22 protein-coding genes are annotated in these 21,754 nt (G+C 45.4%); 15 read left to right on the top strand and 7 right to left on the bottom strand.

Translation table 11 applies throughout. The features are described 5' to 3' along the window. Window positions 1-126 precede the first annotated feature (126 nt). From METMI_RS0114435 to sbcB, 3 genes are read left to right on the top strand one after another with little or no spacing between them, the layout of a single operon-like run. A complete protein-coding gene (locus tag METMI_RS0114435; RefSeq protein WP_019867004.1) occupies window positions 127-492 on the top strand; it encodes a DUF2845 domain-containing protein in 366 nt (121 codons plus the stop codon). 41 nt (window positions 493-533) lie between these two features. Then, the gene (gene nqrM / locus METMI_RS26310) at window positions 534-710 is read left to right on the top strand and encodes a (Na+)-NQR maturation NqrM (RefSeq protein ID WP_019867005.1); all 177 of its coding nucleotides are present in this window, start codon (window positions 534-536) and stop codon (window positions 708-710) included. Beyond that, entirely contained in the window at window positions 707-2,170 is a 1,464-nt protein-coding gene (gene sbcB / locus METMI_RS0114445) for an exodeoxyribonuclease I (protein WP_019867006.1), read from the top strand. The genes nqrM and sbcB overlap by 4 nt, the downstream gene beginning before the upstream one ends. A gap of 4 nt (window positions 2,171-2,174) precedes the next feature. On the opposite strand, the gene METMI_RS0114450 is transcribed toward sbcB, so the two are convergent. Then, complete coding sequence (locus METMI_RS0114450) at window positions 2,175-3,206, bottom strand: lytic murein transglycosylase (RefSeq protein WP_019867007.1); 1,032 nt, start codon at window positions 3,204-3,206, stop codon at window positions 2,175-2,177. A gap of 259 nt (window positions 3,207-3,465) precedes the next feature. On the opposite strand from METMI_RS0114450, the gene METMI_RS0114455 reads away from it, so the two are divergent. From METMI_RS0114455 to METMI_RS0114470, 4 genes are all read left to right on the top strand, one after another. Then, a complete protein-coding gene (locus tag METMI_RS0114455; RefSeq protein ID WP_029151720.1) occupies window positions 3,466-5,202 on the top strand; it encodes an acetolactate synthase 3 large subunit in 1,737 nt (578 codons plus the stop codon). Next, the gene (ilvN, locus tag METMI_RS0114460; protein ID WP_019867009.1) at window positions 5,202-5,693 is read left to right on the top strand and encodes an acetolactate synthase small subunit; all 492 of its coding nucleotides are present in this window, start codon (window positions 5,202-5,204) and stop codon (window positions 5,691-5,693) included. Before METMI_RS0114455 ends, ilvN begins: the two co-directional genes overlap by 1 nt. A 48-nt stretch (window positions 5,694-5,741) precedes the next feature. Continuing rightward, window positions 5,742-6,758, top strand: coding sequence for a ketol-acid reductoisomerase (ilvC, locus tag METMI_RS0114465; protein ID WP_019867010.1), 1,017 nt, complete (start codon window positions 5,742-5,744; stop codon window positions 6,756-6,758). A 389-nt stretch (window positions 6,759-7,147) separates the two neighbouring features. After that, the gene (locus tag METMI_RS0114470) at window positions 7,148-8,701 is read left to right on the top strand and encodes a glycoside hydrolase family 17 protein (RefSeq protein ID WP_232215232.1); all 1,554 of its coding nucleotides are present in this window, start codon (window positions 7,148-7,150) and stop codon (window positions 8,699-8,701) included. Window positions 8,702-8,746: 45 nt separating this feature from the next. Here the strand turns inward: METMI_RS0114470 and METMI_RS0114475 are convergent, their stop codons facing one another. Further along, complete coding sequence (locus tag METMI_RS0114475; protein ID WP_019867012.1) at window positions 8,747-9,154, bottom strand: ketosteroid isomerase-related protein; 408 nt, start codon at window positions 9,152-9,154, stop codon at window positions 8,747-8,749. Window positions 9,155-9,337: 183 nt separating this feature from the next. Here METMI_RS0114475 and METMI_RS0114480 point away from each other — a divergent pair, with 183 nt between their 5' ends. From METMI_RS0114480 to METMI_RS0114510, 7 genes are read left to right on the top strand one after another with little or no spacing between them, the layout of a single operon-like run. Next, window positions 9,338-10,072 (top strand): type IV pilus assembly protein FimV, encoded by a 735-nt coding sequence (locus METMI_RS0114480; protein ID WP_019867013.1) that lies wholly within the window; start codon window positions 9,338-9,340, stop codon window positions 10,070-10,072. Continuing rightward, window positions 10,065-11,291 (top strand): hypothetical protein, encoded by a 1,227-nt coding sequence (locus METMI_RS0114485; RefSeq protein ID WP_019867014.1) that lies wholly within the window; start codon window positions 10,065-10,067, stop codon window positions 11,289-11,291. Before METMI_RS0114480 ends, METMI_RS0114485 begins: the two co-directional genes overlap by 8 nt. Before the next feature lie 18 nt (window positions 11,292-11,309). Then, window positions 11,310-11,846: a GTP-binding protein gene (locus METMI_RS0114490; RefSeq protein ID WP_019867015.1), complete on the top strand. Its 537-nt coding sequence runs from the start codon at window positions 11,310-11,312 to the stop codon at window positions 11,844-11,846. A gap of 2 nt (window positions 11,847-11,848) precedes the next feature. Continuing rightward, a complete protein-coding gene (locus METMI_RS0114495; protein ID WP_019867016.1) occupies window positions 11,849-12,496 on the top strand; it encodes a hypothetical protein in 648 nt (215 codons plus the stop codon). Window positions 12,497-12,544: 48 nt separating this feature from the next. After that, window positions 12,545-12,907, top strand: coding sequence for a roadblock/LC7 domain-containing protein (locus tag METMI_RS0114500; protein WP_019867017.1), 363 nt, complete (start codon window positions 12,545-12,547; stop codon window positions 12,905-12,907). A gap of 11 nt (window positions 12,908-12,918) precedes the next feature. Continuing rightward, window positions 12,919-13,392 carry a PAS domain-containing protein gene (locus tag METMI_RS0114505; protein WP_019867018.1) on the top strand — a complete coding sequence of 158 codons (474 nt, stop codon included), beginning with the start codon at window positions 12,919-12,921 and terminating at the stop codon, window positions 13,390-13,392. Between the two features lie 9 nt (window positions 13,393-13,401). Beyond that, on the top strand, window positions 13,402-14,148 hold the full coding sequence (locus METMI_RS0114510; RefSeq protein ID WP_019867019.1) for a phosphate/phosphite/phosphonate ABC transporter substrate-binding protein: 747 nt from the start codon (window positions 13,402-13,404) through the stop codon (window positions 14,146-14,148). Between the two features lie 114 nt (window positions 14,149-14,262). On the opposite strand, the gene phoR is transcribed toward METMI_RS0114510, so the two are convergent. The 5 genes from phoR to METMI_RS0114545 form a co-directional block, all read right to left on the bottom strand. Then, window positions 14,263-15,543 carry a phosphate regulon sensor histidine kinase PhoR gene (gene phoR, locus METMI_RS0114515; RefSeq protein ID WP_019867020.1) on the bottom strand — a complete coding sequence of 427 codons (1,281 nt, stop codon included), beginning with the start codon at window positions 15,541-15,543 and terminating at the stop codon, window positions 14,263-14,265. 5 nt (window positions 15,544-15,548) lie between these two features. Beyond that, window positions 15,549-16,241 (bottom strand): phosphate regulon transcriptional regulator PhoB, encoded by a 693-nt coding sequence (gene phoB, locus METMI_RS0114520; RefSeq protein ID WP_019867021.1) that lies wholly within the window; start codon window positions 16,239-16,241, stop codon window positions 15,549-15,551. Between the two features lie 120 nt (window positions 16,242-16,361). Further along, window positions 16,362-17,312, bottom strand: a complete 951-nt coding sequence (locus METMI_RS24185) for an FAD:protein FMN transferase (RefSeq protein WP_019867022.1) — start codon at window positions 17,310-17,312, stop codon at window positions 16,362-16,364. Between the two features lie 786 nt (window positions 17,313-18,098). Continuing rightward, window positions 18,099-18,551 carry a DUF934 domain-containing protein gene (locus tag METMI_RS0114540; protein WP_019867025.1) on the bottom strand — a complete coding sequence of 151 codons (453 nt, stop codon included), beginning with the start codon at window positions 18,549-18,551 and terminating at the stop codon, window positions 18,099-18,101. Beyond that, window positions 18,538-20,190: a nitrite/sulfite reductase gene (locus METMI_RS0114545; RefSeq protein ID WP_019867026.1), complete on the bottom strand. Its 1,653-nt coding sequence runs from the start codon at window positions 20,188-20,190 to the stop codon at window positions 18,538-18,540. Before METMI_RS0114545 ends, METMI_RS0114540 begins: the two co-directional genes overlap by 14 nt. Before the next feature lie 175 nt (window positions 20,191-20,365). Between METMI_RS0114545 and nhaD the strand changes: the two genes are divergently transcribed. Continuing rightward, the gene (gene nhaD / locus METMI_RS0114550) at window positions 20,366-21,712 is read left to right on the top strand and encodes a sodium:proton antiporter NhaD (RefSeq protein WP_408630395.1); all 1,347 of its coding nucleotides are present in this window, start codon (window positions 20,366-20,368) and stop codon (window positions 21,710-21,712) included. Window positions 21,713-21,754: the final 42 nt, after the last annotated feature.

A 21,754-nucleotide genomic window follows, 5' to 3' on the forward strand; every position in this document is an offset into this window, starting at 1 on the left:
CCTCTTCTGGAATCAATTTTCAGAAGGGGATTTTTCTTTATGACGGATTCAGTACCTGTTCATTGTCATAGATTAAATTCAGTAAGGCTTCGGCGTCTACCCGTAATTATTGGATCAGGATTATCTATGAGCATCACCAAATTACTCCCTTTACTGGCCTGTTTATTGTTTTCGCCCCCCATTCTAGCCTTGCGTTGCGGGCATGAATTGGTCGACCTTGGCGACAATAAAAATGATGTGCTTGATAAGTGCGGCGAGCCAGAATCAATTGATAGCCATATTGAAAGGAGGGGGGCGAGCAATTATGCAAACGCCAGAAATGGGCTACATTCTCCAGGCACCTCAATAGGTTATGGGCAGCAGCAATACATTGAAGTCGATGTGTTGGTTGAAGAATGGGTGTATGATTTTGGCCGTAGACGTTTACGGCAGTATCTCCGTTTTGAGAATGGCAGGTTAAGGGAAATTAAAACCTTAAATCGTGGTCGTTGAAGGACGCAGCCAGAACATTTAAATTTTTTGAGGATAAGACAATGACTTATTTTTTAGTCACATTTTTTTTTATGTTGGTTGTGGTCGGCTTGATGGCAATCGGCGTGATATTTGGCAGAAAAGCCATTAAAGGATCCTGTGGCGGGGTCAACAGCAATTGTGTCTGCGTCGAGAAATGCGACAAACGCAAAAAACTGGAAGCAGAAGGACGTGCTTGAGTTTGGTTAGCCTTTATTGGCATGATTATGAAACTTTCGGTATCGACCCGCAGCGTGACCGGGCCGCCCAATTCGCAGGTTTACGTACCGATGCTGAATTAAATATTATCGGTAAGCCATTTGTTGTTTATTGCCGGCCTGTGGCGGATAGCCTTCCCCATCCTGATGCTTGTTTGATTACTGGTATCACCCCCCAAATAGCCGAACAAAAAGGAGTTTGTGAAGCTGAATTTGTCCGTTTGATCCATGCCCAATTGGCACAGCCAAATACCTGTTCCTTAGGTTATAACAGCATCCGTTTTGATGATGAGGTGACCCGGAACTGCCTGTACCGCAATTTTTATGATGCTTATGCACGGGAATGGCAAAATGGTAATTCCCGTTGGGATATGATTGATGTGGTAAGGGCGGTTAGGGCCTTACGTCCTGAAGGGATCGAATGGCCTATTGATGGGCAAGGCAAACCGAGTTTCCGGCTAGACCAATTGACCGTGGCGAATGGCATCGCCCATGATAACGCCCATGATGCACTTGCCGACGTTTATGCAACGATTGCCATTGCCAAACTGATTAGGGGCAAACAACCCCGCTTGTATCAATTTCTTTGGGGGCATAGAGTCAAGAATGAAGCATTGAAATTGCTCAAATTGGGCAGTTTCTGTCCTGTCGTGCATGTGTCCGGTAAATATCCGGCCATTAGGCACTGTCTCGCCATTGTCCTGCCTATTTGCCCGCACCCCAGTAATGCTAACGGCATCATCGTCTATGATTTGTCAATTGATCCTGCCCCCATGCTGGCCTTGTCGGCGGACGCGATACGCCAACGGATTTTTACCGCCAATGATGATTTGCCGGAAGGGATTAGCCGGATACCGTTAAAAACAGTGCATATCAACAAATGTCCGGTATTGGCCCCCATTTCGGTGATAAGGCCAGAGGATGCCGAACGCCTGCAGCTTGATTTGGACGTATGTTATGCAAATATTGCCGCGATTAAAGCGGTGCCGGAATTGCCTGTAACATTAGCGGAGGTGTTTGCTGATAAAAGTTATGCTGGGGAAATGCCAGACCCTGATTTGGCAATTTATAGCGGCGGGTTCTTTTCCGATGCAGATAAACGGCAAATGGCTAAAATTACACGCTTGTCACCGGAAATTTTGGCAACCACCTCATTTAAGTTTAACGATACGCGTTTGCCTGAGATGTTGTTCCGGTATCGGGCGCGAAATTATCCAGAAACATTAAGCCTGGAAGAGTCGCAAAAATGGAAAGTTTTTTGTCTCAGCCGTTTGCTGGGAGATGAAGGCAATGGACTAACGCTGAAAGGCTATTTCCAGCAATTGCAGGAATTAAAGAATGATACCAATGCAAACCATGAAATTATTGATGCTTTGAATAAGTACGCGCTCGATAAAATACTTTCCCTGGGTTTGGCCCCAGAGGATTTGGTTTCGAGGTAGGGCATCAAAAGTAACGTTGCTTGATGGCCTGTGCCAATTGATGCACGGCCATGGCGTATTTGTTGCTGTTGTTATAGCGTTTAATGACTTTGAAATTACCGTAAACCCGCCAATATTGGCTGCCTTCATAAGTGCTGAGTTCGATTACCGCAGGGTCGTTAGACGGGCTGGTCTGATTGGTCACCGTTTGGTTATATTTCCAGCCACTGCGGGAAAAATAATGCGCGACACTGCCAATGGCGTCTTCGGGATGCCAAATATCACGGCGGCCATTGTTATCAAAGTCAACCGCCAGTTTCCGGAAACTGCTGGGCATAAACTGTCCCAAACCCATTGCACCTGCCCATGAGCCGACGGGTTGGCGGGGTTCATAACCTTCTTCACGGGTCATCAGCAAGAAATTTTCCAGTTCTGTGGTAAAAAATTTCTCCCGCCTATGGGTATCAAAAGCTAAGGTTGTCAAAGCATCAAAAATACAGGTTTTACCAATATTTTTGCCAAAATAAGTCTCCACGCCGATGATGGCGACAATATATTCAGGGTCGACACCAAATTTTGCGCTAGCCCTATCAACAGCATCCGCATGGTCACGCCAAAATTCCACCCCGTTGCTGATATGCGCTTCGGTCAGGAATTTGTTGCGGTAACGGGTCCAACTCCCTAAATGTGGTTTTGTCGGCCCGGTGGAAGGGGGAGGGGTTTCAAGGCGTATCACCGAGTCGAGACGGCGGGCTTGGGAAAACAAGCCATTTAGATAGTTTTCCGAAAAGCCATGTTTACTGACCATGTGCCGGATAAAGTTTTGTACGGAATAATAACTGGCGTAAGTGCCTGTTAAAGATGGGGCTGAATAGCCATCGAAATTTCCCCTAGGGGTATTGAAATTATTGTAATCTTCAATGGCTTGCGCGCGTGGTTCAGGGATAGGCTTGATTTTGATAGTTTGCGGTGTTTGGCTAGCCTGTTGGACGGGGGCGCTGGAACAAGCAGTCAATAAAATGACAACAAGTGCTTGTAAAGTGAATTTATGGGTCATGGTAGCTACGGGAACCTCTTAAGTTACTTTGAAATCTCTAGTTTTTGGTGAATTTTGGGGATGTTCACACTGCATTAGATGATAATTACAATTTTACTAAGAACCTAGTAGAATACCTAAGATTATGTTGTAGGAAAATGACAGCATTAAATAATAGATGATTAAACTGTTTTTTTGAAAGAAATCCACGTCGTTGGATTGATTTTTAAAATAAATATAACTCGATTGAAATCGACAAAACATGTTTATTGAGGTGAGCGTGGAGCTAAGTGGTGCACAAATTCTGGTTCAAAGCCTTAAAGACGAAGGCGTTGAATATATTTTTGGTTATCCGGGTGGGGCGGTGTTGCATCTATATGATGCCATTTTCCAACAAGATGCCGTCAAACATATCCTTGTCCGTCATGAACAAGGCGCGACCCATGCGGCCGATGGTTATGCGCGTGCCACCGGTAAACCGGGTGTGGTTTTGGTCACGTCAGGGCCAGGGGCAACCAATGCGGTGACCGGGATAGCCACGGCATACATGGATTCCATTCCTATGGTCATCATTTCCGGACAAGTGCCATCACCTGTGATTGGCAGTGATGCGTTCCAGGAAGTGGATATGGTGGGGATTACCCGCCCGTGCGTAAAACATAATTTTTTGGTCAAGGATGTCACCAAGTTGGCGGAAACGGTTAAAAAAGCATTTTATGTCGCCACTACAGGCCGCCCAGGCCCGGTAGTTGTGGATATCCCTAAAGACATTACTGACCCTAATATCAAAGTACCTTATAAATACCCTAAAAAAGTCACCATCCGTTCTTATAATCCGGCGGTCAATGGCGATAAGGAACAGGTCAAAAAAGCGGTGGATTTGTTGATGGCCGCCCACAAGCCCGTGATTTATTCGGGCGGTGGCGTGGTGTTAGGTGAGGCCAGCAAAGAATTGACCGAATTCAGCCAATTGCTCGGCTATCCAATAACCAACACCTTGATGGGCTTGGGTGCGTATCCGGCGACTGACAAGCAATTTATCGGCATGTTAGGGATGCATGGCACGTATGAAGCCAACATGGCGATGCACGAGAGTGATTTGATCATTGCCGTTGGCGCGCGTTTTGATGACCGCGTCACCGGCAAGTTGGACATGTTCTGCCCGTATGCCAAAATCATCCATATAGATATTGACCCTGCGTCAATCTCTAAGACAGTCAAGGTGGATGTGGCCATTGTCGGCGAAGTCAAAAATGTCCTTGAGCAAATGATCACGCTGATCAAAGACCATAAGGCCAAGCCCCAGAAAAAGGCCTTAGAAGCATGGTGGCAGCAGATTGGCCAATGGCGGGCGGTTGAGTGTTTGGAGTTTGACCGTGAAAGCCCGTTGATCAAACCGCAATTTGTTATTGAACAGTTATATGCCGTCACTAAAGGCGATGCTTATGTGACTTCAGATGTGGGCCAACATCAAATGTGGGCGGCGCAATATTACAAATTTGACAAGCCGCGCCGCTGGATCAACTCAGGTGGTTTGGGGACGATGGGCTTTGGTTTGCCCGCCGCCATCGGTGTCAAGTTGGCGTTCCCTGATGCGGATGTGGCCTGTGTCACAGGCGAGGCCAGCATACAAATGTGCATACAGGAATTGTCCACCGCCCTGCAATATAAAACCCCCATTAAAATCATTAATTTAAACAACCGTTACATGGGTATGGTCAGGCAATGGCAAGAGTTTTCTTATGAAAGCCGTTATTCCCATTCCTATATGGACACCATCCCGGAATTTGTCAAGCTGGCGGAAGCGTACGGGCATGTCGGGATGCGCGTTGAGAGGCCGGAAGATGTACGTGCCGCATTGGAAGAAGCCTTTGCCTTGAAAGACCGTACCGTGTTCCTGGACATTATCACCGACCGGACTGAAAACGTTTATCCGATGATTGAAGCGGGCAAAGGCCATCATGACATGAAATTAAGGGTTGCTACAGGGACTTCAACTGACAGGGAGTTAGCATAATGAGGCATATTATTTCGATTTTGATTGAAAACGAATCCGGTGCATTATCACGGGTTGCCGGCCTCTTTTCGGCCCGCGGTTACAATATTGAGTCCTTGAATGTGGCGATCACCGAAGACCCTAGTTTATCGAGGATGACTTTGGTCACGAGCGGGAGCGAACAGGTGGTTGAACAAATCATCAAGCAGCTTAACAAGCTAATTGATGTCGTCAAACTAATTGATTTTGCAGAAAATACCCATATCGAGCGCGAGCTGATGATGGTCAAGGTCAAAACCACTGACCATACCCGTAATGAGATACGCAGCCTTGCGGAAATTTTCCGGGGTAAGGTCCTTGATGTGACGGCAAGCACTTATGTGATTGAAGTGACCGGGCCTTCTGAAAAGTTGGATGCTTTTGTTGCGGCAATAGCCCAAGAAACCATCCTTGAAGTTGTCCGTTCGGGCCCAACGGGTATTTCCAGGGGCGAGAAAGGTTTGAGCCTTTAACTAGAATAAATTTTTTATAAACTGAAAACCATAAAGACAGGAAAAAACATGCAAGTTTATTACGACAAAGATGCCGACTTATCTATCATCAAAGCCAAAAAAGTGGCCATCATCGGTTACGGTTCACAAGGGCATGCCCACGCACTCAACCTGAAAGAATCAGGTGTTGAAGTGATTGTAGGTTTGCGTGCGGGTTCACCCTCCGTGGCTAAAGCGCAAGCGTGTGGTTTGGTGGTCATGGATGTTGCGGAAGCAGTGGCTGCTGCTGATATTGTCATGATCTTGACACCTGATGAATTCCAAGCGCAATTATACAAAAACGAAATTCTGCCTAACATTAAACAAGGTGCGGCCTTGGCTTTTGCACATGGTTTTTCAATCCTCTACAACCAAGTCGTGCCACGCGCCGATTTGGATGTCATCATGATCGCACCTAAAGCCCCTGGGCACACTGTACGCTCAGAATTTGTCCGTGGCGGCGGCGTGCCCGATTTGATTGCGGTGCAACAAGATGCTTCCGGTACTGCCAAAGCCATTTGTTTGTCTTACGCTTCAGCCATTGGCGGTGGACGTTCGGGCATTATTGAAACGACTTTCCGTGATGAGGCAGAAACGGATTTGTTCGGTGAACAAGCGGTACTGTGTGGCGGTGCGGTTGAATTGATTAAAGCCGGTTTCGAAACCTTGGTGGAAGCCGGTTACGCCCCAGAAATGGCGTATTTCGAGTGCTTGCATGAACTGAAATTGATTGTCGATCTGATGTATGAAGGTGGCATTGCCAACATGAATTACTCGATCTCCAACAACGCCGAATACGGCGAATATGTGACCGGCCCTAAAGTCATCAATGAAGAAAGCCGTTGGGCGATGCGTGAAGCGCTGAAAAACATCAGAAATGGTGAATACGCCAAACAATTCATCATGGAAGGCGCAACCAATTATCCGGAAATGACCGCCAAACGCCGTCTGAATGCCGAGCATCCGATTGAAGTGGTTGGTGCACAATTGCGTAGCATGATGCCGTGGATTAAAGCCAACCAAATCGTTGACAAAAGCAAAAATTAATCGGATTTGGCACGGCTATGATGGTAATAGGCTATTTATTGGAAAGACATTTTTCCTTTAGTCATTTAGGATTGGGTCTAAATGGGCTGAACCATCAGGCTAGCTGCCTCACACGGTAAATTGATTAAACCGTCGCGTATTTCTTTAGAGGGGGACGCGACGGTTTTTTTGGTTTACAAGGCCATGAAATATATTCCGCATCGCCCTTTCGACCTCGTTTTATCGTTTTATCGTTTTATATGAAAATAGCCCCGACAGTTATATTTATCGCCCTGCTGACCATTTTATTGGGCTGGTCAATTAACCAGCCTCAAGATGTTGGGCCAGATGTGCCTCAAGGTAAGCTGAATAGCCTTTCTTTTGCGCCTTTTTGGGAAGGGCAAGGGCCTATGGATGAAATTTTTCCTACGGTTGCGCAACTTGATACAGATTTGCGCCTTATGAGTGAAAAAACGCACTCCATACGCACTTATGCCAGTGGCGAAGGCACAATGCCCGAAATTCCCCAATTGGCGCGTAAATATGGCTTAACCATGATACAAGGCGCGTGGTTGGGCGGTATAAAAAAAGGCAATAAACTGGAAATCGATGAGCTGATCCGTTCCGCTAATGCTAATCCGGATGTCGTCAAGCGGGTGATCGTTGGTAACGAAGTGTTGCTGCGGGGAGATCTGGAACCGGAAGAACTGATCCAATATATTAGGGCGGTCAAGCAAGCGGTCAAACAGCCCGTTTCGTACGCCGATGTATGGTCAATGTATATGAAATACCCGGAACTCATTAATGAGGTGGATTTCATAACCATCCATATCTTGCCTTATTGGGAAGATGAACCCATTCCTGTCGATGCGGCTCCGGCGCATATAGAACGCATTTATAAGCACGTCCAACAAGAAGCCCAAGCAATCGCGCCTAATAAGCCTATTCTGATCGGCGAGTCAGGTTGGCCTAGCGAAGGCCGTCAACGTGGACTGGCTGTGCCTAGCGTGGTTAATGAAGCGAAATTTATTCGTGGATTAATTGCCGTGGCCAATGCGAACGGATTTGATTACAACATCGTTGAGGCGATTAATCAATCGTGGAAAAGCGAACTGGAAGGGGTGGTTGGTGCCAATTGGGGGCTATTTTCAGTCGATAGGCAAGAAGTGTTTCCGTTAACGGGTAAGGTGTACGAAAATCCCCTGTGGTACAAAGCCTGGGCGATTGCCGCAGCTATTTTTGTTTTTGTGGTTGCGGTGTTCCGGAAACCTTTGCAGGCCTTGCCTTTCTTGCCAATGGCGGGTTTATTGGTATTTTTGCAAATACTTGCCTTGCTATGGGTTAATCAAGCCGAACTTCTGTGGTACACCAGCTATACACTTTGGCAGCGCATGTTCACTTTATTGGTCGTCGGGCTAAATGCCATTCTGGCCGGCTTGATTGTCCAAAATGGCTATGCTTGCTCGGCAAAACTGGAGATTAACCAGAAATATGCAGGATACTTATATCAGCTATATTTATTGTTTTATGGGTTTGCGATATTCAAAACCTTTAGCCTGGCTGTTAATGGCCGTTATATTAGCTTCCCCATACTGACTGCAAGTGTCCCAGTTATTGGGATTTTGGGCTTGATACTGGTACGCTATTTTTTAGCACATAAAAGCCTAAGCGAAGCCATGGCCTTTGAATGGCTGCCTACGAATTTCAAGAAGTATCCTGGACGCCATAAATGGTTGGCCTGCGCGTTAATTGGCACGGGGTTTATGTTGGTCATTGGCGAGGCGCTTGCTTTTTTTCAAAGCCGCGACCTTATTCTTGCTTATCCCGAATTTGGCAAAAGGCTAGCCACTTCGCTTAGTTTTACTATGGGCAATATCCAGTTAGTGCAATGGCTGCTTTGTTTGGTTGTCCTGGCTTTGCCTTTTGCGGTTAGTAGGGGCGAAAGCGAAATTGTTGGGCGATGAGCTTATGGCGCTACCGTCAGTCATTTTGACGGCAGCTGCTCTTAATTAAGCATTAACCTGGGCGATCCAGTCTTGCAGGTTATAATAATTGGTTATCCTGGCGACTTTGTTATCGCGGATTTCAAAAAAGGCACCAGCTGGTAAGCGGTATTTTTGCCCTTGTGCTATAGGCAATCCTTCGTCTGTTTGCAGGTATTCGCCAAGCACAATAAATTCAGCGGCTGCGCGGCTGCCGTCAGTTGTGGACATGATGACCATATCGACCAATTGCTCTTTGTAGTTGTGGTTCATGCAAGCCATAAATTGGGCGAACGCTTCCTTGCCAATTTCGCGCTTCCCTTGATTGATGTCATGGATTACGTCGTCGGTGAGCAAATTTAGAAAAGTTTCCATGTCGTTGTTGTTAAATGCGGCATAGTATTGTTCTATAAGGTTTATGGTGTTTTCATTCATAAATTGTTCCGTTATCAAAAGCTTGTTAAGAGCGCATATTTTATAATTAATTGCCGGATGGCCTTTGATTATTTTGCTAATGGCTTAAATGCGCCAATTTAACAAGCGATTTTATTGGTCAACAAGCTTGTAAAATGATAATTTAGAACTATTCTCTAACCATATTCGATGATGCAATTAAATATGACCGTTAATACTGACTTCATTTTTTGTAAGGACGAGAATAAAAATAAGCCCTTGCAAGGGGTTAATTTTTTCTGTTTGGAAGAAGCGAATATGCTCTGGTCGCCAGAGTTGTTAAATTATGCTGATTTTTTGGAAAAATTGGTTTTCCGTATTGCCAGAAAACCTAAAATGTTGATTTCCCATTTGCAACGGATATATTTTTGTTTCCATAAAGATTTAAATGAACAGCTTTTTGCTGCTATTGTTGATTTTTTGGTAATATTAAACAGAAGGGGGCAGGCTATCAGCTGGCGGGTCTTGGTGGGTGCAAAATCCCGTTTGAATGCTGAACAATTTAAGGCTATCAAAGATTTTTTAAAAGACGAACATGCCAATGCGAATTTAATTGCCGGTAATCAGTATTCGATTTTTACTAAAGGGATTTTAAGCAAAAATATTATGATCAACTATATGGATAAACCGGACGTGCTTGATTATGATCCTTTAGAAATAGCCCGGGACCACATCGAATATAGCCAATTGGAAGAAGCCAAGCGTGTGCTTGAGAAAGCAATATTAAAACAACCTACAAGATTTGAATTGCATCATGAGCTGTTAGCACTCTATCAATCTACTCGTGACCCAGATGGATTTTATAAAATGTTTGATGAATTAAAACAATCGGGTTCCGAAATAATTGATGAATGGAATCAATTGAATCATTTATTTAAAGGTCGAAATAGCAATGGATAAAAACAAAAATCCATTAAAAGTTGCGTTACATGGGATGAATGAACGCAGTTATAAAATGATGGCAATGTATTTGCAGGGGCCTTGTAAAGGCGTCGCATTTGTAGTCGGTAACAATAACGCAGAGCTTGATATTATTGATGCGGATTCGGTTGATGGACAGAAGTTATTGCGTGAGAATGCCGAAAAAGGATCAGCTAGACCCGTAATTATTTTATCCCTTAATGATGAGCATCCATTTGAAAATGTTCTCTGTGTCAAAAAACCTGTAAAAACCGATGATATGCTTTCTGCCCTTGCTAAAGGGCGAGCCTTGCTTGAACAAGGTACAAAGTCACCGGCAATGGGTTCAGTTGGCTTGCTTGAAGGCAATGATCCATATCAAGCTCCAGCAAATAACGCTGAGGAGCTTGTTGAAGATGAGCAGCCTGTCCTTAAAAAATATGTCATAGATTCTGACGAACAGAGAAAAACCTCCAAACACCAAGCTGCGATGCAGCTAAACGAAAAAGGTTTTGGCGCTTTTATTGGTAATGTTACGGGTATTGATGTAAACGACCCTAAGCAATTTGCCAAAGCCCACTATAACCCTAATGATTATTTTCAAGGCTACGTTGAATCAGCTTTTAAAGTCAGCCGAGAAAAGGGTCAAAACAGGCAGCTAAATTCAGGCTGGAATCCTTTGGTTATTTTTCCTGGAAATAATGAGGTGTGGCTTGATGTCGATGAGAGCCAAGTAAGGGCGTTTTCTGGATTGGCCATTAAAAATACATTAGGTTCAAAGATGTCAGTCACTCCGCTAAGCCAAGAAATTTCAGCAAAGGAGGACATGTCGTTGGAAAGGTTTCATAGTATGGATGCTTTCCTGTGGAAAGTGGCTTGTTGGGCATCAAAGGGCCGCTATCCAGCTACCATTGATATTAAAAAACCCGTTTATCTGAAAAGTTGGCCAAATTTTACCCGTTTATTGGTTACGCCCCATGCGTTACGTATTGCGGCCTTATTGATTCAAGGGCCTAGAACTTTACCAAATATTGCAGAAGTTCTTAACATTAAGCCACAGTATGTGTTTGTGTTCATTAGTGCGGCTTGTTCTTTAGGTATAGCAGGCCAAGTGAGAAGAGAAGTTGACGAATTAGTACAGTCACCTGAAATCAAACCTAACAAAAACCAAGGTTTGCTGAGTCGGATTCTCAGTACACTGCTTGGCAAGAAAGCATAGCGGAATCTATATATCAATATGAGTCAGTATAAAATTATTTTTACCGGGCCAGTAGGTGCCGGCAAAACTACAGCTATTAATTCAATCAGTGATGTGCCACCGATAAAAACTGATGCATCGGCGAGCGATATGGCTAAAACACGGAAAGCATCGACAACTGTTGCCATGGATTATGGTATTATGAATTTGCCGGGTGGCGAGAAGCTCCACCTTTACGGTACGCCTGGGCAAGAGCGTTTTGATTTTATGTGGGATATACTTGTTACAGGCGGCATTGGTTTAGTCCTGTTATTAGACAATACCCGGGCTGACCCCTTTCTCGACATGAAATTCTTCCTCGACACCTTTGACAAGTTTATTTCAGAAACAACTGTGGCAATCGGTGTTACTCAAATGGATTTAAGCGCGAAACCAACTATCGATGATTACCATATCCAACTAAACGCTTTAGGATTAAAACCCCCTGTTTTTGCTGTGGATGCTAGGGTAAAAAGTGATGTCTCTTTGTTAATTCAAGCTTTATTATATACATTAGATCCTGGGTTAGAGGGATAGTTATGATTAGTGACTATTCTTTAACCGAGGGGCTCTATTTATATCCCACCCCAGCTGGTGCGTATTATGCTGTCTCATCGTTGGAAACTGATAAGCCTCGGCAGTTTTTAAGGAAATTGCTTTTACAGCCTAAAACTCATGCCCTTAGTATTGAAAATTTGCAGCATTTGATGAATCAAAATGATGAAGAAAAATGCTTGGAGCTTTTGCACCATTGTCAAAAACTACGTTGGGTCCAAGGGTTAAATGAACCATTGGAATATCCATCTGGAGCATTGGAAGATATTTTGCCCGGATTATTAAGTAAAATTTCTGAAAACGGTAAGATTTTGCTTGCAGAAAGACAAGGCTTTTATCTCGCAACCCATGGGTTCCCCCATGAGGTGGCTGAAGAATTATCGGCATTAAGCGCAGAAATTGCGACTGTCCATGATAGGCGCGCCGGGTTATTGGTCAATAATATGGGCTTAATGAGCCAGGCGTGGTCTATAGTTGATGTTTTTGGAAACAGTGAGGTGGGTTTTTGGCCACTGTTTATCTCTAATAACCGATTTGTCATTGCTATTTATGGGATACCTCATTTTAATCAAGCCGAATTTGTTTCTTTGGTTTGGGCATTAAGCATACGTTATGCAACAAAGGAGAGTTAATTTGAACGTTAACATTACATTTTTGAAAAGAAAAAGAGGAAATTGAATATGCGTGCAAATATGTTGACTTCTGTATTGACAGAACTTAACGGTACATCGGCTGATATTGAAGCATCGGGAATCATATCCACCGATGGTTTGATGATAGCCTCTGTTTTACCAGCTTCAATGGATGAGGATAGGGTAGGGGCTATGAGTGCCGCTATGCTTTCTTTGGGGGACAGAACTGCCCAAGAATTGGCCAGAGGGACATTGGAACAAGTTTTGATAAAAGGTGCCAATGGTTATGTATTAATGACCTATGCAGGCTCAGAATCTGTATTGACCGTTTTGGCGAAACCTAATGCTAAATTAGGTTTGATATTTCTTGATGTCAAACGTGCGGCCGCCAGTATTGCTGACTTCCTGTAAGATTTTTGAAAATGTTAGATTTTAAACCGGAAGATATTGTCGGTGACTATAAGGAAGCTGTACTTGACCTCTATGGCGGATTACGTAGATTGGTTTTCTACACCGAGATAGAAATCCCTTATCCTGATGGCAAACTTATTGTGTCAACAACTGACAAAAATGGCTTTATCACGCACGTCAATAAGGCTTTTGTGGAGATGTCCGGTTATAGCGAGGATGAATTGATTGGTTCACCACATTCGATTTTGAGGCATCCCGACATGCCATCCGTAGCTTTTAAAGATTTGTGGGATACTGTTAATAGAGGCGAGCATTGGCAAGGAATTGTTAAAAATTTACGCAAGGACGGAGCCTATTATTGGGTTAAAGCGACCGTTATCCCTAATATCAGACAAGGTAAAATTGTCAGTTATACCTCGGTGCGGCGTAAGCCATCACGCACCAAAGTCGAAGAATGTACAAAGCTTTATGCTTCCTTGAAATAACCAATAAATATGACTTTTCAATTTACAGTCAGCCCGGATTTTTCCCCCGATCATATTTCTGGGTGGTATATATTCAATACTTGGCTACAAAAACAGACTGGCCAAGGCATTCACTTGGAAATGTACAATAATTTTCAAACGCAAAGGGTTGCAATTGAAAATGACGCGGTGGATTTGATTTATGCCAATCCTTTTGATGCGGCCATGTTAGTCCGTAACAAAGGTTTTTCCCCATTAGTTAAGCCGTTTGGTGTTTCTGATGAGGCAATTATCGTTGTCAATGCCGATAGCCAGATACTTGATGTTGCAGACTTTGGCCCAGGGACAAAGATCGCCTCTACTGATGACCCGGATGTTCTGCTGATGGGTATGATTATGTTGGAACCTGCGGACTTGAATGCGCAGAATTCGGTAAAAATAGGCTGTGATTCCTATATTTTGGTTGCAAAACAGTTGCTTCAAGGTAATTCTGATGTGGGTATTTTTCTTGCCGAAGCTTATGACAATTTATCCAATATGGTAAAAAGTAGGCTAAAGGTTCTTGTTAGAAGTGAGATTAGCGTGATCCACCACTGTTTGATGATTGGCCCCAAGCTATCTCCTAGAAAGCAGGAAATACAGGATTTATTGGTCGGAATGGATATGACTGACAAAGGGAGGGAGGTATTAAAAAGCCTTGGATTTTCTGGCTGGGTCAAGGTAGGGGAAGAAGAGACGGAATTTATGATCGATTTAATGGATGCCTTATCTGTATAGCCCCGGACTTTTATGCTAGCGTCTAATTGCATAAATCCTTGTCATACATAAAAGCAATCTAATCAATGTGATGTCTGAAAATAGTGATGGTTATTTTTGTAACCAAGCACTCGTTTAAGTGCGGCAAGTCCGTTTGTTAGGGAAATGGCAACTAAAGCAACTGCCTTTGCCAAGTTCACTGGTTATCTTCAACGTGGCCTCATGCCGCATCAGCACATGTTTAACAATAGCTAAGCCTAAACCTGTTCCTGGGACTTTATTCCGGCGTTTGTTTTCAACCCGATAAAACCGTTCTGTAACTCGGGGAATATCTGAGGCCGATATGCCTTCGCCAAAATCCTCCACCTCTAAAATGGTTTCATCTTTCCCCTGATACCAACGTACTTTTACGACGGAATCATCAGGCGAATATTTTAGCGCATTGCCTAACAGGTTAGTAAATGCGCTACGCAAGTCCTGTTCTTCACCGTAGAGAAATGCCGCCGTTTCCAAGGTTAGCTCAATACGTCTCGAAGCGTTTTCCATCGTATCACCTTCTTTACAAATCTGGCTTAATAAAGCAGGTACATCAATACATTGCGTTTTTTTCTGTTGGGTTTCAAGGCGTGTCAATAATAGCAAATCATCAACGAGATGCTGCATGCGCTCAGTTTGCCCCAGCATTTCTTTAAAAGAATTGGTAAGTAACGGTGAAGTATCGTCGTCCATATCTTGCAATGTTTCCAGATAACCTTTAAGTACGGTTAGTGGTGTCCTCAATTCATGCGAAACATTAGCCACAAAATCCTTGCGCATAGTTTGCATTTTTTTCAACTGGGTGACATCTTGCGCTAACAGTAAGCGTAATCCTGAACCATAGGAAATGACCCGAACTTCAAGGGTGACACGGTTATTTAGAGGGGATGGCAGGATCACAGGTTCGCTATAATTGCCTGATTTGAGATAACGGATAAAGTCAGGGAAGCGGACTAGATTTACGATACGCTGGCCTTTATCAGCTTGTTGCAGGCCTAAAACTTGCCGTGCCGCCTTGTTTGCCCATTCGATCTCGTCATTGCCCCGCAAGACCACCGCCGCGTCAGGTAAGGCTTCGGTCGATTGACGGAACTGCTCGATCATTTTCCGTAATTTCTTCTTACGCCGTTTGTCGCTCTTTTTGATACGATAAATATGGTAATAAATTTCTTCCCAAATCCCTGTTGTTTTAGGGTACAGCCCTTTGCCACCAGCGCTTATCCAAAGTTCAAAGCGACGGATTTGTAGGAATTGGCAGGCCAACAAAAATAGGGTTGCCATAAATAGGGCAGGGAAAATCAGGCCTGTTATTGTACCGATTATGAAGGCCGCTATCAGCAGCAGTGAGGCGGAAATGAATTCTTTATGCCAAACACCCACAAAGCTTACTCCATTAGTGAAAACCGATATCCGAAGCCGCGTACCGTTTGTACGAGGTCTTCACGCCCATGTTCCCCTAGAATTTTCCTTAAGCGGCGGATATGCACATCTATCGTCCGCTCTTCAATATAAACGCTACGTCCCCACACTTGGTCGAGCAATTGGGTCCGGCTATACACTTTATCCGGGTGGGTCATAAAAAATTGCATCAAACGGAATTCAGTGGGGCTCACTTCCAATTGTTTGTCGCCAATACTTAGCCTATGCTGCTCGGTATCAAGAACTAAATCGCCAAGGGCGATTTGGGCTAGCCCTTGTATTTTGCCGCTACGCCGTAATACCGCACGGATCCGGGCGACTAATTCTTTGGGAGAAAATGGTTTGGTAATGTAATCGTCCGCGCCTATTTCTAGCCCCCTGACCTTATCTTCCTCTTCACCACGGGCGGTTAGCAAAATAATAGGCAGATCCCGGTAGACAGGTTCCTTTTTTAAGCGCCTAGCCCATTCCACTCCGCTAATACCAGGCAACATCCAGTCCAAGAGGATTAAATCAGGTGAAAGGTCATCTAAAACCTTTTGTGCGTCTTCCGCATCAACGGCTGCGATAGATTTAAATCCGGCCTGTTCAAGCACCATCAGCAACATGCCCCGGATGGCATCTTCATCTTCAACAACAAGAATATTTAGTCTCGACATAAGTGATATGGCTAAAAATTAAATGGTTATATCGTAACAATTTAGACATGGCTTTTTAATGACAAAAGTGATGCCAATATGAGTGGGTATAGGTTTGTAGTGGCCGGTAACTAGAATTGGTTATTTGATCACCACTGTGTGTAAGGCTTCCAAATTGGCGCTGCTATATTCATTGAAGGCTTTGTCTTGATGTTCGATAAACAATGCCGCTATGCCCGCCTCATTGGCGGCCTTGATGCCTGCCACCCGGCCCAAGCATAGCAGGGCCGTCGACCATGCGTCAGCTTGCGTGGGGTCGGGATGCAGCACCGTCACTGAGACGGTATTGTGTTCTATCGGGGCACCGGTTCTGGCGTCCAAGATATGGCTATAGCGTTTCCCGTTAACATCGAAATAGTGGCGGTAAGTCCCGGATGTCATGATTGCAATCGGCTCGTTTTGTTGGATCGTGATGATTTTCTGCATGGTGCGTTCATCGGGCAAGGGTTTTTCCAAGGCGATACGCCAAGCCTCACCGTCAGGTTTATGTCCACGCGTCTGCAATTCGCCGCCAATTTCGACCAAGTAATTGTCAATCCCTAACCGCTCCAGCAAAGCGGAGATACGTGCCACACTGTAACCTTGCGCAATGGACGACAAATCAATTTTCAGCTCCGGGTTGCGCTTGCGCAAATGGTTATTGTCAAGCACTTCGATTTTGTCAAACCCCACTTCTTTTAACGTTGCTTGTAAAGTGTCCGGATTCGGCAATGAAAATTTATTGGCCTTAAAGCCCCATAAATCAAATAAAGGCTTGATTGTCAAGTCATAACACCCGGAACTGGCGATGCTGACGGCCCGGGCTTGCTCAATCAAAGCAATGATTTCTTCATTAACTACCTGTGGTTCACTGCTAACAGTCGAATTAAGCTGTTCAATTGCAGAATCGGGGCGGTAATTCGACAACAATTGGTCGATTCGGTTAAATTCATCATCGACTGATTGTTTGATCGCTTGTGCATCTGTCGCTTGTGGGGACCAAAAACTGACATGGTAGGTTGTGCCCTGCGCCTCACCACCAATTTTTTGCACCGTAGGCTGGGAACAACCGAAAAGCAGGAAAGTAAAAATTAAGGAGGCAAAAAGGTTATGGTGACAGTGGTGAAAGTAATGACACATTATGTTAATGGCGTTAGATTAAAAATTAGGGGCAGGTCGGTTACCGAAGCTGGCGATGCGCATGCAAAAGGCAGGATTTATGGTATTGGCCCGTAAAATCTGCCGGTCATTTCCAGGGTTGCGGTTAGTTTCATGGTTATTGGAAAAATCATTATTCTGGCCGCTGCATAAATCGGTCGTAATGTAAGCAAATTTGGGGGGATCGCTTGCATCATGGCCAATTTTAGACGGTATTGATTCAGATTTAATTAGGCTGGAGATACCAGCCCACACTGGAATGCCAAAGTTTCTTGTCTCTTCATGATTACCTAAATTTCAAGCCAGCCGGCATCCATTTTACTAATGGTTGTTGGCGATAACCCCATTCAGGGTTGTCCCAATAGTTATGGCCCACTTAAAAACGCTGTATTTTATCCTGCGATAATACGTAACCCTTAGGTATTATGCAACGTTGATCACCAATAATCGCAATGCCAGCAATAACGGACGCCATCGCCTTAGGCGGGCCATGCCTTCAGGCTGCCGATTTTGCCTGAAGGTTTATGTCGTTTGAAAAATGGGCAATCCGGTACAGCAAATCCTTGGATTTTTGATGGCTAACTGGCGTTGTGCGTTAGCCAAAGCATCGGAAAGGTTCAAAAAAACCCGCTAAGCGGGATGGCTTGCGGGTTTTTAGTTTACCGGTTGAAAGATTTCCGGTTAATTGACGGATACTTGATAATTGACCGTAAAATCATTCAGATAACCCAGTTCAACAGGCAACTGTTCATCTTTAGCGGGTTTAAAAGCATTCACCCCGACACGCGATAAGTAAAACACTTGGTCAGGCATGTAGTGGCCGGTGGCGCGTATTTCGCCTTGGTAGCCGTAACGGCTGCGCAGTAGCCACGCGTGGGAAAACAAGCGCCCATCGGCAAAGTCAGGGAAATCCAATTCCACTAAAGCGATTTTGTCCAGGTCGTCGGCAAAGTCGGCGACGGCATCGGCAGGGGTGATGCGGATGCCGAGCTTGCCGTTGTGGGCTAGTAACCTTGGTTTGTCTTGTTGCCAACGGCTTAAGGACACGCTGATGTCACCGGCTGCCAGTTCGGCGTCATCCGCCAGCGATTGCCAATTGTCGTCAATAATTTTCTTGTCTTTAATGAGTTGCATACACTTGTTCCTTGAAGGGGGTGATTCCTACCCGTTTTACCATGTCCAGAAAGCTTTCATCTTCTAGGCGTTGCTTGACGTAGACAGCCAATATTGTAGCCACGGCTTGGGTGACTTCGTTTTTGGCGACCGCCGGCCCTAAACGCTCGCCAATCGCGGCTTCATTTTCGGATGAACCGCCCAAGGTGAGTTGGTACCATTCAGTGCCTTTTTTATCGACCCCCAAAATGCCAATGTGGCCGACGCTTTGGTGCGCACAGCCGTTCATGCAACCGGACATATTGATTTTGACATCGCCAATGTCGTGCAAATAGTCCATATCATCCAGCGCTTCGTTGATTTCTTTGGCGATGCCGATGGAGCTGGCATTGGCCAAGGAACAGAAATCCAAGCCAGGGCAGCAAATCATATCGGTGGCCGTGCCGATATTGGGTGTCGCCAAGTTGAGCGCCACCAATTGCTGCCATAAAGCAAACAAGCCGGCTTGTTTGACATCGGCGAAAACCAGGTTTTGGCGGTGGGTGACCCGCACTTCACCAAAACTGAATTGGTCTGCCAAATCGGCGACGGTGTCCAGTTGTGTGTCGGTGGTGTCTCCGGGGGGCGCGTCAGGGGCTTTTAAGGACAGGAATACGGCACGGTAGCCAGGCATTTTATGGGCGGCGGTATTTTGTTTATACCATGTCGCGAAAGCGGGGTTGTCTTGTAAATGTTGCCCGAAGTTGGCGTCGTCAGCGGCATCGGCTGCATAATCCGGCAAGGTGAAATGGCCTTTGATGGCTTCAATACGTTCATCGCTCAGTTCCATGCCGTCTTTGATCTGTTGCCATTCCGCTTCAACCATTTCGGTGAATTTTTCCAAGCCAGTTTCTTTGACGAGGATTTTGATCCGCGCTTTGTATTTGTTGTCCCGGCGGCCAAATAGGTTGTAAATGCGCAGGATGGCTTCGAGATAGGAGAGCAGATGTTTTTTTTCAATAAACGGACGGATGACCGAGCCAATAATAGGCGTGCGCCCTAAACCGCCACCAACGAGTATCCTAAAGCCAATGTCACCCATATCATTTTTGACCAGATGCACGCCAATATCATGGAATTGGGTGGCGGCACGGTCATGCGCCGCGCCGCTGACGGCTATCTTAAATTTGCGCGGCAGATAATCGAATTCGGGGTGCAAGGTTGTCCATTGGCGGATAATTTCGCAGTAGGGCCGTGGGTCTTCAAGTTCATCGACACAGACACCGGCCAGATGGTCGGATGTGGTGTTACGCATACAGTTGCCGCTGGTTTGGATGGCGTGCATCTGGACGGTGGCGAGTTCGGCTAAAATATCTGGCACTTGTTCCAATTTAGGCCAGTTGTACTGGACGTTTTGGCGGGTAGTGAAGTGGCAATAATTTTTGTCGTAAGTGCGGGCGATATGCGCCAGTTTGCGCACTTGGGCGGAACTGAGCAGGCCATAAGGGATGGCGACGCGCAACATCGGCGCGTGGGTTTGGACATAAAGCCCGTTTCTTAAGCGTAAAGCGCGGAACTGGTCATCGGTGAGTTCGCCTTTTAAAAACTTTTCGGTTTGCCGTCTAAACTGGGCGACCCGTTCATTGACAAGGGTTTGGTCTATTTCGTTATATTGATACATGGTGCGTGTTTGAAGTACCTTTCAGGCGAAAAATCATGGTCTGTCATCATATACTCTGCGTCATAAAATGACAAAATTTATTGGATGGTGATACCATTAACTGTTAAATTTTGTGTATTTGTTCCATTTAAACTACTAAAAGAGAGGGGGTATTGTGTTGCGTTTTTTAATGGTAATGCTAGTGGCTATGCTAGTGCCGCAGTTGGCGTGGGCGGAAACGGAGGGGTTTGCTAACCTCGACATGACCGGTACCCAACGCGGTATTTATACGGTATTGATTTTTATTATTGCCTACGGCTTTGTGATGACGGAAGAGTTTACGCATATGCGTAAATCCAAACCGGTCATTTTGGCGGCTGGCATCATTTGGGCCCACGCGGCGATATTGGCGCAGCAAAAAGGTGTTCCGGCTGAAGAAATGCATGCGGCGTTTGAGCATGACTTGAAAGAATATGCCGAGCTGATGCTGTTTTTGTTGGTGGCCATGACTTACATCAACAGCATGGCCGAGCGTAATGTTTTTGAAGCCTTGCGTTCATGGTTGGTGAGAAAACAATTTGGCTACCGTCAATTGTTCCTGATTACTGGTGTTATCACCTTTTTCCTGTCTTCCGTTGCAGACAACTTGACCGCCGCGTTGTTAGTGGGTGCTGTGGTATTGGCGGTGGGTTCGGATAACCCAAAATTCGTCAGCATCGGTTTCGTCAACTTGGTGATTGCCGCCAACGCGGGCGGAGCATTTTGTCCGTTCGGTGACATCACCACTTTAATGGTCTGGCAAGCGGAATACGCAGAATTTTTTGATTTCTTCAAATTGTTCATCCCATCCGTTGTCAACTACGCTGTCCCTGCGGCGGTGATGTATTTTGCCGTACCCAACGAGCAGCCCAAAGAAACCAATGAAGCCATCGTGGTGCTGAAACCCGGTGCGATCCAAATCTGCGTGATGTTCCTGTTCACCATCGCCACGGCGGTCAGTTTCAAACAAGCCCTGCATTTGCCGCCTTTCATGGGCATGATGGTTGGTTTGTCCGCCCTGATGTTGTACGGTTTTTACTTGAAAAAGAACCATGCCCCAGAAGGCGAACATGGTTTTGATATTTTCAACAAAGTCAAAAATGCCGAATGGGACACCCTGTTGTTCTTCTTTGGTGTCGTGTTTGCGGTGGGTGGTTTGGGCTACATTGGTTATCTGGAATTGTTGTCAGGCGCCATGTACCAAGGTTTGGGGCCAACGACCGCCAACATCATGGTCGGTTTGATTTCGGCGATTGTTGATAACATCCCTGTCATGTTTGCGGTATTGAACATGGGCGTGGATATGGACTTGTACCAATGGTTATTGGTCACTTTGACCGCTGGTGTCGGTGGTTCGTTGCTGTCAGTCGGTTCTGCTGCGGGTGTGGCGCTGATGGGCCAGTCCGACCATAAATACACCTTCTTCAGCCATTTGAAATGGACCCCTGCGATTGCCGCAGGTTATGCAGCCAGCATTTTCACCCATTATCTGATTAATGGTTGATCGCTTAACCCGCACCGCGCTGTTTGTGCGGTGCATTTTTCA

The sequence above is a fragment of the Methylovulum miyakonense HT12 genome (assembly GCF_000384075.1).
Classification (GTDB): Bacteria; Pseudomonadota; Gammaproteobacteria; order Methylococcales; family Methylomonadaceae; genus Methylovulum; species Methylovulum miyakonense.